Annotated in this window: 12 protein-coding genes; 6 read left to right on the top strand and 6 right to left on the bottom strand. The window is 59.9% G+C overall.

Going from position 1 to position 12254, the window contains the following annotated elements:
• Positions 1–24: 24 nt before the first annotated feature.
• From GDN47_RS11200 to putA, 5 genes are all read right to left on the bottom strand, one after another.
• A complete protein-coding gene (locus GDN47_RS11200; RefSeq protein ID WP_112342491.1) occupies positions 25–888 on the bottom strand; it encodes a carbohydrate ABC transporter permease in 864 nt (287 codons plus the stop codon).
• Entirely contained in the window at positions 885–1802 is a 918-nt protein-coding gene (locus tag GDN47_RS11205) for a carbohydrate ABC transporter permease (protein ID WP_152093342.1), read from the bottom strand. Before GDN47_RS11205 ends, GDN47_RS11200 begins: the two co-directional genes overlap by 4 nt.
• Before the next feature lie 67 nt (positions 1803–1869).
• The gene (locus tag GDN47_RS11210; RefSeq protein ID WP_113354414.1) at positions 1870–3108 is read right to left on the bottom strand and encodes an ABC transporter substrate-binding protein; all 1239 of its coding nucleotides are present in this window, start codon (positions 3106–3108) and stop codon (positions 1870–1872) included.
• A 45-nt stretch (positions 3109–3153) separates the two neighbouring features.
• The gene (locus GDN47_RS11215) at positions 3154–4191 is read right to left on the bottom strand and encodes a LacI family DNA-binding transcriptional regulator (RefSeq protein ID WP_113333229.1); all 1038 of its coding nucleotides are present in this window, start codon (positions 4189–4191) and stop codon (positions 3154–3156) included.
• Positions 4192–4400: 209 nt separating this feature from the next.
• Positions 4401–8105: a trifunctional transcriptional regulator/proline dehydrogenase/L-glutamate gamma-semialdehyde dehydrogenase gene (gene putA, locus GDN47_RS11220; RefSeq protein ID WP_152093343.1), complete on the bottom strand. Its 3705-nt coding sequence runs from the start codon at positions 8103–8105 to the stop codon at positions 4401–4403.
• A 185-nt stretch (positions 8106–8290) separates the two neighbouring features.
• Here putA and GDN47_RS11225 point away from each other — a divergent pair, with 185 nt between their 5' ends.
• Together GDN47_RS11225 and GDN47_RS11230 are read left to right on the top strand one after the other, a co-directional pair.
• Positions 8291–8752, top strand: a complete 462-nt coding sequence (locus tag GDN47_RS11225) for an Lrp/AsnC family transcriptional regulator (RefSeq protein ID WP_015342703.1) — start codon at positions 8291–8293, stop codon at positions 8750–8752.
• Between the two features lie 131 nt (positions 8753–8883).
• Positions 8884–9150 carry a hypothetical protein gene (locus tag GDN47_RS11230; protein ID WP_113333231.1) on the top strand — a complete coding sequence of 89 codons (267 nt, stop codon included), beginning with the start codon at positions 8884–8886 and terminating at the stop codon, positions 9148–9150.
• Positions 9151–9196: 46 nt separating this feature from the next.
• Here the strand turns inward: GDN47_RS11230 and GDN47_RS11235 are convergent, their stop codons facing one another.
• Positions 9197–9454, bottom strand: a complete 258-nt coding sequence (locus GDN47_RS11235; protein WP_308936545.1) for a 4-oxalocrotonate tautomerase — start codon at positions 9452–9454, stop codon at positions 9197–9199.
• 54 nt (positions 9455–9508) lie between these two features.
• On the opposite strand from GDN47_RS11235, the gene GDN47_RS11240 reads away from it, so the two are divergent.
• The 4 genes from GDN47_RS11240 (at position 9509) to vapC (ending at position 12251) form a co-directional block, all read left to right on the top strand.
• Positions 9509–10393: a LysR substrate-binding domain-containing protein gene (locus tag GDN47_RS11240; protein ID WP_113333232.1), complete on the top strand. Its 885-nt coding sequence runs from the start codon at positions 9509–9511 to the stop codon at positions 10391–10393.
• A gap of 71 nt (positions 10394–10464) precedes the next feature.
• Positions 10465–11469: a LacI family DNA-binding transcriptional regulator gene (locus GDN47_RS11245; protein WP_152093344.1), complete on the top strand. Its 1005-nt coding sequence runs from the start codon at positions 10465–10467 to the stop codon at positions 11467–11469.
• Between the two features lie 150 nt (positions 11470–11619).
• Complete coding sequence (gene vapB, locus GDN47_RS11250) at positions 11620–11853, top strand: type II toxin-antitoxin system VapB family antitoxin (RefSeq protein ID WP_113354421.1); 234 nt, start codon at positions 11620–11622, stop codon at positions 11851–11853.
• Complete coding sequence (vapC, locus tag GDN47_RS11255; protein ID WP_152093345.1) at positions 11853–12251, top strand: type II toxin-antitoxin system tRNA(fMet)-specific endonuclease VapC; 399 nt, start codon at positions 11853–11855, stop codon at positions 12249–12251. The genes vapB and vapC overlap by 1 nt, the downstream gene beginning before the upstream one ends.
• The last annotated feature ends 3 nt before the right edge of the window (positions 12252–12254 follow it).

Below are 12254 nucleotides of genomic sequence, written 5' to 3' on the forward strand. Positions count from 1 at the left end.
GGCTTTGATCCGTTGTTCGAAGGGTTATTTCACCGCGCCGGCCATCAGCCCGCGCATGTAATAGCGTTGCAGAAGCAGAAAGACGATGACGCAGGGGATGGTCATGACGGCGATGCCGGCCTGGACCGCACCCCAGTTGACGGCACCGAGGCGACCGGTCCTGACGGCGATCATCAGCACCGGCAGGGTGAATTTCTCGTTGCTCGACAGGAGCACCAGGGCGGCCAGGAACTCGTTCCAGGCGTTAAGGAAGGCGAAGATCGCAACGGTTGCGACACCCGGCAGCACCAGCGGAAAGAGAACGCGGAAAAGAAGCTTCAGATCGCGCGCGCCATCGATGCGGGCCGCCTCCTCGATTTCCTTCGGTACTGCGTCGAAGGCATTGCGCATCATGAAGACCGAAAAGGGAAGCTGCAGCGTCACATAGACGAGCGTCAGCCCGATTAGGGAATTGTTAAGCCCGAGCCTTGCCAGGATGATAAAAAGCGGCGTCAGGATCGACTGGAAGGGGATCATCAGCGTCGCGATGATCAGGATGAAGAGCGCGCCCTTAAAGGGGAAATGATAGCGCGAGAAGCCGTAGCCGGCGAGCAGGCTGACGATGACGGTCAGAAGCACGGTTGCGACCGAGACGAAGAGCGAGTTCAGCGTATGCTGGATGACCCCGGCGCCGAAGCCATCGAGCGAGCGATAGGCGTCGAAGCTGAAGCCGGTCGTCGGCCATGGCGGCAAGGGTGGAAGGCTGGCTTCGGTTCCATGCCGGAATGACGATAGCAATGCGATCGCGAACGGCGCGAAGAAGAAGATGACGATGACGACGCCGATGCCGTGATAGCCGATGCCATCCAAGAGCTTACGCCTTGCGCGGCGTTCCTTTGCCGTGGTCATGGCTTGTCCTCCCCGACGCGCAGCAGCCAGAGCTGGACGATGCTGATCAGCACCAGGATGACGAGAAGCGCGATCGAGAGCGCTGCGCCATAGCCGAGGTTGAAGGACACGAAGGACTGGTTGAAGATGTAGTAGACGACCGAAATCATGCGGTTCTGCGGGCCGCCTGATGTCATGATATAGAACTGGTCGAAGGCGAGCACCGAGCCCGTGATGGAGATGATCAGCGCGAGCGCGATCGTGCGGCGCATCAGCGGCAGGGTCAGATACCGGAAGCGCTGCCAGCGCCTCGCGCCATCGATGCGGGCCGCCTCGGTCAGTTCGGAGGGGATCGCCTGCAGGCCGGTCAGCAGGATGATCATGGTGAAGCCGGCGATCTTCCAGACCACCATGACGATGATGGTTGCGAACGCCATGTCGAAATCGGCAAGCAGGTTCGGCCGCTTGTCGACAAGACCGAGTGCCAGGGCGACCGGTGCGAAGAAGCCGGCGTCGACATTGGCAAGCCAGACCCAGAGCAGCGAAGCCGTTGCAAGCCCCACGACGACCGGAAGGAAGATGATCGTTCGGTAGAAGCCCACGAACGGCCGGTGCTTTTCAACGAAGAAGGCGAGCGGAAAGGCAACGGCGAAGATCGCAATAGTGACGACGACGGTGTAATAGGCGGTGAAGCGCAGCGCTGCCATGAAGCGCATGTCGGAGATCATGCGGACATAGTTTCCAAAGCCAATCCATCGGGGATTGCCGAGCAACGGCCAGTTGTGGAAGCTCATCCAGACGGTAAAGACCACGGGCAGCACGAAGAAGACGATAACGAGCGCCATGGCCGGCGCGATGTAGAGAAACCCGTGCCAGCCGGCACGCTTTCGCCGTTTTCGCGGACGCGCGGTTGCGATAGCTCCAGGGCCAGCCATGGAATGCTCCCGATATTGCGATGGAGGGACCGGGGAGTGTCGAAGCTCCCCGGCGTTCATGGGTCGATTATTGTTGGGCGTTGTCGATGATCGACTGCATCTCCGATTGGGCATTAGAGAATGCGCCATCGACATCGCTTCCGAAGATAGCTGCGTTGGTGAAGCCCGCCCAGGGACCGTTGGCGCTGTTGATCAGGTCGTTGAACTGCAGCGTATAGGGTGTCTTGGCGACGGCAATCGCCTTTAGGCCGACCTGCATGCGCGGATCCAGGCCCTGCAGCACCTGGTCGGCGATATCACCTCGCGTCGGCAGGCTACCGTATTTCGCCATGATCTTCTGTCCCTCAAGCGAATAGGTGTATTCGAGAAACTTTTTCACGGCATCGAGCTTCTTCGTGCCCTTGGAGATGACGAAATTATCGCCGCCGGCAAAAGAGGACGGTTTGCCGTCGACGCCGGGGATCAGGGTCACGCCGAAGTGGATATCGGGATATTGCGTGATCAGCGTGCCGATCGAGAAGGCGCCGATGCTCTGCTGGCCGATCTTGCCGTTGCTGATGCTGAGGAAGTTCGCGCCAGTGTCACTTGCGGCACCCGCCGGCACCAGATCCTTCTTGACCATATTACGGTATATATCGACCGCCTTGCGCATTTGCGGCGTGTCGAGCGTCGCCTTCTTGCCGTCTTCCGAGAGAATGTCGGCACCAGCGCCCCAGACAAGCGGCGTAAAGGTGAAGATCATGCAGCCGCCGCAGCCGCCGCCGGAGAAATAGAACCCGTAGGTATCGCTGCCGAGCGCACGGATCTTTTCGGCATTGCTCGTGATCTCGTCCCAGCTGGTCGGCGCCTTTTCAGGGTCGAGGCCCGCCTTTTTGTAAAGATCCTTGTTCCAGGCAAAGACCGACGTCTCGACGGAGAGCGGCAGGCCATAGATGTGGCCGTCATAGGTGCCGAGCTTCACATGCGAGGGCGACAGCGAATTGAAATAGGGTAGGCTCTTGGCCCAGTCCGTCAGGTCCTCGAGCTGGCCGGCGGCAGCAAAGGCCGGTGTATAGATGAGGTCCATCGACAGGGCGTCGGGCGCCTGGCCGCCGGCAATGGCCGTCGCGTATTTCTGCACGAGTTCGGCAAAAGGCACTTCGGTCAGCGTGACCTTGTCCTCGTGGCCGGCATTATAGGCCTCGACGACCTTCTTGAAGGAATCGCCGATGCCGCTTCGCACCCACATGGAGATATTTTCGGCGGATGCGGCGGACGCAAGCATTAGGGATATAAGGCCGGTTGCGGCCAGAAATCGCTTCATCATGTTCTCCTCCCATGGGGCTACTCCCATCAGCCCCTTTTCCTTTAATCAACGACCGGGGCTTCCCCCGCATGATTGCCGCACGATAAGCTCGCAGGGCAAAGTTCTGATGCCAGGTTCGACGCTGCGTCCTTCCGCAAGCGCGAGAACCGTCAGCCCGGCCTCACGGCCAAGGGCTTTAAGATTCATATCGACCGTTGTCAGCGGCGGCCGGGTCTGGGCGGCGACGATCTCCCAATTGTCGAAACCGACCACCGAGACATCCTCCGGCACCCGTACGCCGCGCTCACGAAGCGCATCGACGACTGCACGGGCAATCTGGTCGTTGCCGCAGAAGATCGCATCCGGCTTTGCTCCGGCCACGCTCCAGAGCTTTGCGACGGCCTCGTGTCCCCAGGCCTCGGACCACATGCCGAACATGACCGGCAGTTCGTCTCCGGCGAGGTCGCGATAGGCCTTGGCGCGCTCACGCACTGAAACGAAGCTTTCAGGACCGGTCACATGGGCAATCCGGCGTCGGCCAAGCCCCTGCAACCATTCGACAGCAAGGGCAGCCCCCTGATAGTCATCCGCGCAGAAGGTGACGCTTCCCGGCGCCCCTTCAGTGAAGGCATAAATCACGGGAATCGGCAGATTGGACAGATCCACCGGCAGGCGGCGGTCGATCCGCTTTCCCGAGGCGATAATGCCATCCACATGCTTGTCCAGCATCGCGTCCACATGAACCTTCCCAAGCGCCGGATCGTCCTCGATCGTGCAAAGAAAAACCGAGACGCCGTGATCGACGAGTGCCTCCGTGATGCCGGCCATGACCGGCAGCGTGAAACGTCCGTAGGTATCATTTGTCAGAAGACCGATCGTGAACGTGCGATTGCTGAGCAAACCCTTGGCCAAGGCATTAGGACGGAAGCCTATGTCGGCGGCCGCGCGCTTGACCCTCTCGCGCGTCTCGTCGCCCATGCGGCCGGTATTGTTCAAGGCCTTGGATGCCGTTGAAATGCTCACGCCTGCAGCCGCCGCAACGTCATGGATCGTTGCACGTCCGCTTTTCGCACGCTGATTTTCCAGATGTCTTCTCCCAATCATTTTTCGTGAGAAAAGCTTTTCTCACGGCAAGAGTCAATATGAGAAAAGCTTTTCTCAAAAATTTCTGCGCGGAAGAGAAGGAGGCCCGGAAGCTGGATGAGGACCGTAGCGAATTTACAGATCACTGCAGAATGTGCACCATGAAAACGGAGCGGCGGCCGGGACCCTGCCGGTCCAGCCGCCGCGTAAGTTCTAGATCGCTGTCAGCTTTAGCCGATTGTCATCAGGCTGGCATTGCCACCGGCCGCCGCGGTGTTGATCGACGTCGTTACTTCTTCGAGCAGCCAGTTGAGGCAATAGGCATCGACGCTCTTGGCAATGTCCTCGCTCGACGCAGCCTGTGTGAGAACCAGCGGGCCGGGGATAGACGCGATCGTCTTGATCGCCTGCTGGACGCGCTCGGCATTACCTTCGATGAGAGCGCCCGCAAACGGCCCATCCGCTGTCCAGTCCTTTGTCCAGGAGATGCGGTTTGCGATCTGCACCGGCAAGCCATGAAGCTCGCCCTGCAGGCCCGATGCAGCATCGATGACGATTGAATTGCCTGTCGCAAGGCCTGCGGCGATTTGGACATGCAAGCCAAGTGCTGTCTGCGGAGCGAGCAGGATTCTCCCTCGTGGATGCAGGGCATAGAGGTTCAGCTCACCGACCGGGCCTTGCAGTTCGGTATTGAAGCCGAGCGATGATTGGGCGGCGACGGCACGGGCCTGTTTGGCCGCATCCGCAGCGCCCTTGCTTTCGAGCCAGGCGATGAACTGCTGCGCAGCCGGGTCGGCCTGCACGGAGGCATTGCGCAGCGGTTCGGTCGGGGAGGCGACAAGGCGGCGCAGGTACATTGGGCCGCCCGCCTTCGGACCCGTGCCGGAAAGGCCGCGCCCGCCAAAGGGCTGGACGCCGACGACGGCGCCGATGGTATTGCGGTTGACGTAGAGATTGCCGGCGCGGACGCGCTCGGTGACATGGGCGATCGTATCGTCAAGCCGGGTGTGCAGGCCGAAGGTCAGGCCGTAGCCGGAGGCATTGATATCGGCGATCAGCTTGTCCAGGTTCTTGCGTTGATAGCGTATAATATGAAGAACGGGACCAAAGACTTCCCGCTTCAGATCGCTCAGCTTCTTCAGCTCGATGATGGTGGGAGCAACGAAGGTGCCCTTGGCGGCGCTTTCGGGAAGGTCGAGCTGTTCGACATTGCAGCCAAGCTTGCGCATGCGTTCGATATGCTCGTCGATGCGGCGCCTGGCGTTGTCATCGATGACGGGGCCGATATCGACGGCGAGCCGATCGGTCCTGCCGACCGAGAGTTCGCGAAGAGCGCCGCGCAGCATGGCCAGCGTGCGATCGGCGACTTCATCCTGTAGGCAGAGGATGCGCAGGGCCGAGCAGCGCTGGCCGGCGCTGTCGAAGGCCGAGGCAATGACATCGCCGACGACCTGTTCGGCAAGCGCCGAGGAGTCGACGATCATGCCGTTCTGCCCGCCGGTTTCGGCAATTAAGGGAATCGGTTTACCGAATTTGGAAAGCCGTTCGGCCAGCTGAGCCTGGATCAGGCGGGCAACTTCCGTGGAACCGGTGAACATGACGCCGGCGGTTTCCGAAGCGTCGACGAGGGCGGCACCCATTTGCCCCCCGCCCGGGACAAATTGCAGAACATCGCGCGGAATGCCCGCTTCGTGCAGGATGCGGACGCCTTGGGCTGCGATCAGCGGTGTATTGCCGGCTGGCTTCGCGACGACGGGATTGCCCGCGACCAAAGCGGCCGCAACCTGGCCGGTAAAGATCGCCAGCGGGAAATTCCATGGGCTGATGCAGACGACGGGGCCAAGGGGCACGCTCTCCGGCTTCAGTACTTGACGTGCCTGCGCAGCATAATAGCGAAGGAAGTCGATCGCTTCACGGATTTCACCGACCGCGTTCGCAGCCGATTTTCCGGCTTCGCGGATGGTCAGCCCGACGAGAACAGGCATCTCGCTCTGCATGAGATCGGCAGCACGTTCAAGAATGGTGGCCCGCTCAGCAGGGTTCACCGCGGCCCAACCTTCGGCTGCCGCGGCGGCAAACCGCATGACGTCGGCTGCATCCTGCGGCTCGAGCTCGGTGACATGGCCGACGACATCGCCATGATCGGCGGGATTGAGGACGGCGCGAGCCACGCCGCGTTCGGAGGCGTCTGCGAGAAGCGGCTTGGCGATCCAGTCCCTGGCTGCCGAGGCTTGCAGCTGCGCGGAGAGATCGGTTAGCGCCGCTTCATTCGAGAGATCGACGCCGGCGGAATTCCGTCGCGCGCCGCCGAACAGATCGGCCGGGAGAACGATCTTGTCGTGCTGTGCGCCGACCACGGTCATGCCGCGCACGATCTCGCCGGGATCGGCAATCAGCTCGGAAACGGGCACGGCTGGGTCGGCGATCTTATTGACGAAAGAGGAGTTGGCGCCGTTTTCCAGCAGGCGGCGGACAAGATAGGCGAGCAGCGTTTCATGGGTGCCGACCGGCGCATAGATCCGGCAGGGGCGATTGAGATTTTCGGCGCCGACCACCTCTTCGTAGAGCGGCTCGCCCATGCCGTGCAGGCACTGAAACTCGTATTTGCCGATAGCAAAGTCGTTCCCGGCCATATGGTAGATGGTGGCCAGGCTCTGCGCATTATGGGTGGCAAATTGCGGGAACACGACGTCGGTCGCGCCCAGGAGCTTCTTGGCGCAGGCGATGTAGGAGACGTCTGTATAGATCTTGCGTGTATAGACCGGAAAACCTTCCAGGCCGTCGAGCTGCGCGCGCTTGATCTCCGCGTCCCAATAGGCGCCCTTGACGAGGCGAACCATCAGGCGATGTCCGGAGCGGCGGGCAAGATCGATGATGAAATCGAGGACGAAGGGGCAGCGCTTGCCGTATGCCTGCACGACGAAGCCAATACCATCCCAGCCGGCGAGGGCCGGATCGAGGCACAGTTCTTCCAGAAGGTCGAGCGAGAGTTCGAGACGGTCTGCCTCTTCGGCATCGATGTTCAGGCCGATATTGTAGCCCTTGGCAAGCAGCGCCAACGCTTTCACCTTCGGCAGAAGTTCGCCCATCACCCTGTCGGCCTGCGAACGCGAATAGCGCGGGTGGAGCGCGGAGAGCTTGATGGAGATGCCGGGGCCTTCATAGATGCCGCGGCCAGCCGAGGCCTTGCCGATCGCATGGATGGCGTTTTCGTAGTCGCGATAGTAGCGCTCGGCATCGGCATGCGTCGTCGCGGCTTCGCCGAGCATGTCATATGAATAGCGGAAGCCCTTTGCTTCGAGCGCACGTGCACGCTTCAATGCTTCGTCGATCGTCTCGCCAGTGACGAATTGTTCGCCCATCATGCGCATGGCCATATCGACGCCGCGGCGGATGACAGGCTCGCCAGCGCGGGCGATCAGCTTTGTCAGCGCCGCGGAAAGCCCGCCTTCGTTGACGGTGGAGGTCAGTTTGCCGGTGACGACGAGGCCCCAGGTCGCGGCATTGACGAACATCGAGCGGCCGCCGCCGATATGCGACTTCCAGTCGCCGCCGGCGATCTTGTCGCGGATCAGCGCATCGCGCGTCGCCGTGTCGGGAATGCGCAACAGCGCCTCGGCAAGGCACATCAGCGCGACGCCTTCCTGGCTGGAGAGGGAATATTCCTGCACCAGCCCCTCGACGCCGTCTCCCTTGTGTTTGGCGCGTAGCGCTTCGATCAGTTTCCTGGCCGTCTTCTTTGCCGCTTCGCGCGTCGTGTCCGGCAGGGTCGCCGCTTCGACAAGGAACGGCAGGCATTCGGTCTCGGAGCGTCTGTAGGCGGCAGTGATCGCCTGGCGAAGCGGGCTCTGCTCGCGAATGGGCGGCGCGAAATGCGAAAATGGGGCAGCGTCTGGAGCTGGTTCTTCAGTTGCGAGCTTGGCAGAGACAGTCATGATAACCTCAAGGTGCAAGGGGCCTAATGGTTTGAGCTGAGGTCAGCGATATTGCCACGCCCAGCTGTCCCATTGCTTCGACGAGAACATACTTCATTGCAGAAAAGCGTTCCGCCTTGAAACTGCGGCTTTCCAGTCATATTGAACTTCAATAGCGCTTATTTCAAATAGGAATGCCTGCGAAAATGACCAAATCCAGTGAAATTGACCAGTTCGACCAAAAGATCCTCGACGCCCTAGTCGAGGATGGCCGCATGTCGATCACGGAGCTTTCAGAGCGGGTCGGTCTTTCCAAGACTCCCTGTCAGGCACGGCTCAAGAAGCTGATCGATTCCGGCTATATCGACGGCTTCAAGGCCATCCTCAATCCGATCAAGCTTGGCCTCGATCACGTTGCTTTTGCCGAAGTGAAACTCACGGATACCCGTGAGGAGGCCTTGCTGAGCTTCAACAATGCCATCAAGAAAATCAAGGAAATCGAAGAGTGCCACATGATCGCTGGCCGCTTCGATTATCTCCTGAAGGTCCGGACGTCCGACATTCGCCGCTACCGCATTGTTCTCGGCGAAAAAATTTCCAGCCTGCCTTTCGTGGCAAGCACGTCGACCAATGTGGTGATGCAATCTGTCAAGGAAAACTGGTCGTAATTCCGCTTCCTGCTCCATCAGCCGGGCGAGGGGTCGCCGCTCTATTCATCTTGCCGGCTAAACAATGACCTAGATTTCGCCATTCGAATCGGATCATTGCAAGGCGCTAAAATAAGTAGGATGGAGTAGGCATGGAGACCAGTGCAGGCGACCGAGACCTTGTCGAGGTCATGAAGCGGTACTTTGCGGTGAAGGCCGAAGTCGAGGAAATAAAGCTCCGCCTGGAGGCGGCAAGGCGGGAAAGCGGCGAAGAGATCGACGCATTCTACAATCCGCGTACCAACGCGAACCACGCCGCCGACATCATTCGTTCTCACGCTCTCAAGCAGGAATTGGTACGTCTGATGGATTGGGCCGAAGCCTGGGGGCGGCAGAGCCTGGCGCCGGATGTGGCCTGACGGTGGCATAAGGACCGCCAGGCTTCGATCGTGAAATCGGATTGTTTTAGCTATCCGATTTCAGTTTGCCCGCCGTGGCCCAGGATTCCTTCGAAATCTCGGTAACGATGATTTCCACCGATTCCGGCGGGCAAGCGAGGGTTTCCACAGCGGCTTTGGTCGCCTCGCGAACGAAAGCGCGCTTCTGGTCTTGTGTGCGGCCGGGATGCATTTCCAAGCGCAGGATGGGCATGGTAACTCCTTGATAGATCATTGAATAGGTTCTGCCTGATGTCAGGCACCGCGGACTATCTTGCAAAACCAACTGGCGATAAATACGCTCTTATTTGCTTTATTCCGAACCTATAGGTATGCAATCATGGACAAGTTGGCCGGCATGGCGATGTTCGTCAGAGTGGTCGAGCATGGCAGCTTTGCTGCCGCTGCCGACATAAGCCGGGTGTCGCCAGCCATGGTCGCCAAGCATATCAGGACGATCGAACAGCGGCTTGGCGCACGCCTGCTTCACCGCACGACGCGCCGTCATCAGCTGACCGAGGTCGGCAGGCTCTATTACGAGCGCTGCAAGACGGTGCTGGCGGAGGTGGAGCTAGCCGAGCAATCGGCCTCCGAACTGCAATCGGCGCCGCGCGGGCGCCTGCGGCTCGTCGCACCCGTCAGTTTCGGGACGCAAAGCCTCGTGCCGGCACTCGTCGACTATCTGCATGAGAATCTGGAGGTCAGCGTCGATCTGGCGCTCGACAATAATCCGCATGATCTGATCGGCGAAGGCTACGAACTCGGCATCCATATCGGCGATCTGACGGACACCAATCTTGTGGCGCGTCCGTTAAAACCCTATCGGCGCGTTCTCGCAGCATCGCCGGATTATCTGGATCGCTGTGGCAGGCCGCAAAGCCCTGAGGACCTTGCCAATCATATGTGTCTCGGCCATTCCTACTGGCGTCTGCAGGGGCGCTGGCATCTCGTCGGCCCGGATGGGGAAACGCGCGAGATCGCCATCAAGGGCAGGTTCACCACCAATCAGGGCGGTGCTCTGCGCGTTGCCGCTCTGCATGGAGCCGGCATTGTGCTGCAGCCGGAACTACTTCTGGCGGCCGATCTTGATGCAGGCCGGCTTGAGCCGGTTCTGCCCCTCTGGTCGTACCAGCCGACACCCATGCACCTTGTCTATGCACCGGACCGGCGCCCGACGGCCATGCTGCGCAGCGTTATCGATTTTCTCGTCGCTCGCTTCGGTTGACATTTTCACCTCTTTCATCCGCCACGGATCCATGATCAAATCTGATCATCGGGTTGGCAAGTGAGGGACGCGTGGCCAAGATTACGTTGAAGGATGTGGCGGAAGCCGCGGGTGTGGGAGCAGCCACCGTCGAGCGTGCACTCAACGGCCGCGGCAATGTGTTGCCGGAGACGGCGGAAAAGGTATTCATCGCCGCAAAGCGGCTCGGCTACCGTATGCCGCTCGCCGGCACTAGGCATGGTCTGGTGCGCATCGAAGTCGTGCTGCTCCGGCCTGAGACCTATTTCTATTCAAGGCTCAATCGCGCATTCGAGCGCATCGCCGCGTTGCTCGACAAGGATATTCAGATCCAGCGGACTTTCGCCAGGGAAGACGATCCTGTCGATTTTTCGCGTCATATCGCCAATCCGCAGGCGCGGCGCTCCGCCTTGATCGTCGTCGCGCCCGATCATCCCGATGTGGTCGGCAGCATCCGCAAGGCTGCCAGCGGCGGCATTCCTGTCGTGCAGATCATGACGCGGCCAGCTCTGGAGCTGCCTTACGTCGGCATCGACAACGAAGCGGCCGGTCGCACCGCTGCTTTCTACATGGCGCGCATGCAGGCTGGCATCTCAGGCACTTTCGTCGCGCTCTGCCACAGTGGTGCTTACGAGAACCACAAGGCACGTATTCGCGGTTTTTCCAGCTATCTGCTTGATCATGCGAACCCATCGCATCGCTTCGTCGAAGTCATGTTCGATGAGGATGATGAAATGAAGACAGTCGAGCTGCTGACGAGTGCCTTCGCCCGATATCCCGACATTGCCGGCCTTTATAGCGCCGGCGGCGACAATGCCGCGATTGCGACGGTTCTGCGCCGATATCGTCAGCAGTCGGTCTTCTGGGTCGGGCATGAATTGTCCGACGCGACGCGCACCTATCTCAAGGAGGGGCTGATGACGATCGTTCTCGATCAGGCTCCGGAGGTTCAGGCTCGGCGTGCCATCGATCTGACACTGAAGCGGCTGGGCCTGATTGATACCGACGTGGATCTCGAACCGGTGCGGTTTCTAACTATTACTCCTGAAAGCCTCTGAAGACATTGGTGCGTCGGCTCAGATATCTCGCGCCAACCGGCGCTTGTTGGCTTTAAACCGCATAGGCGCCTAGGGGAGCGGAGTCTTGATTTTTCAAGCCTGTAGAATTAAGTATATCCCAATTGCATATCCCAAAATCAGGAGCCGAACATGACGAGTTCGACTGTATTCACCAGCAATCGAAGCCAGGCTGTGCGTCTGCCCAAGGCCGTAGCATTCCCTGAGGACGTACATCAGGTCGATATCCTGAAGATCGGTCGCAGCCGCGTGATCGTGCCGCAAGGTAAACGATGGGATGATCTCTTCCTTCATGGCCCCCGTGTCAGTGACGACTTTCTGGACGAGCGTGAACAGCCAGCGGTGGAAGAACGCGAGTCCTTCTGATGCTGACCTATATGCTCGATACGAATATTTGCATTTATGTGATGAAGACCTATCCGCCTGCCGTGAGGGAAAAATTCAACGCGCTGGCGGAGCAGCTTTGCATATCGAGCATAACCCTTGGCGAGTTGTATTATGGTGTGGAGAAGTCGACTCGGCGCGTGGAAAACTTGACTGCCGTCGAGCATTTCGTGGCTCGGCTGGAGGTTCTGTCGTTCGGCGACAAGGCGGCTGCACATTACGGACAAGTGCGAGCCGAGTTGGAGCGCGCAGGGACCCCATGTGGCCCGCATGACATGCAGATCGGCGCACATGCCCGCAGCGAGGGGCTGATTGTGGTGACGAACAACATGAAGGAATTCATCCGCATACCCGGCATTCGGGTGGAAAACTGGGTCTAGCGG

The sequence above is a fragment of the Martinezella dioscoreae genome (assembly GCF_009176305.1).
Taxonomy (GTDB): domain Bacteria; phylum Pseudomonadota; class Alphaproteobacteria; order Rhizobiales; family Rhizobiaceae; genus Rhizobium; species Rhizobium dioscoreae.

Bases quoted from the DNA above. Each gene is read 5' to 3' on its own strand.
- GDN47_RS11200 (WP_112342491.1), bottom strand. From the start codon at position 888: ATGACCACGGCAAAGGAACGCCGCGCAAGGCGTAAGCTCTTGGATGGC.
- GDN47_RS11205 (WP_152093342.1), bottom strand. From the start codon at position 1,802: ATGGCTGGCCCTGGAGCTATCGCAACCGCGCGTCCGCGAAAACGGCGA.
- GDN47_RS11210 (WP_113354414.1), bottom strand. From the start codon at position 3,108: ATGATGAAGCGATTTCTGGCCGCAACCGGCCTTATATCCCTAATGCTT.
- GDN47_RS11215 (WP_113333229.1), bottom strand. From the start codon at position 4,191: ATGATTGGGAGAAGACATCTGGAAAATCAGCGTGCGAAAAGCGGACGT.
- putA (WP_152093343.1), bottom strand. From the start codon at position 8,105: ATGACTGTCTCTGCCAAGCTCGCAACTGAAGAACCAGCTCCAGACGCT.
- GDN47_RS11225 (WP_015342703.1), top strand. From the start codon at position 8,291: ATGACCAAATCCAGTGAAATTGACCAGTTCGACCAAAAGATCCTCGAC.
- GDN47_RS11230 (WP_113333231.1), top strand. From the start codon at position 8,884: ATGGAGACCAGTGCAGGCGACCGAGACCTTGTCGAGGTCATGAAGCGG.
- GDN47_RS11240 (WP_113333232.1), top strand. From the start codon at position 9,509: ATGGACAAGTTGGCCGGCATGGCGATGTTCGTCAGAGTGGTCGAGCAT.
- vapB (WP_113354421.1), top strand. From the start codon at position 11,620: ATGACGAGTTCGACTGTATTCACCAGCAATCGAAGCCAGGCTGTGCGT.
- vapC (WP_152093345.1), top strand. From the start codon at position 11,853: ATGCTGACCTATATGCTCGATACGAATATTTGCATTTATGTGATGAAG.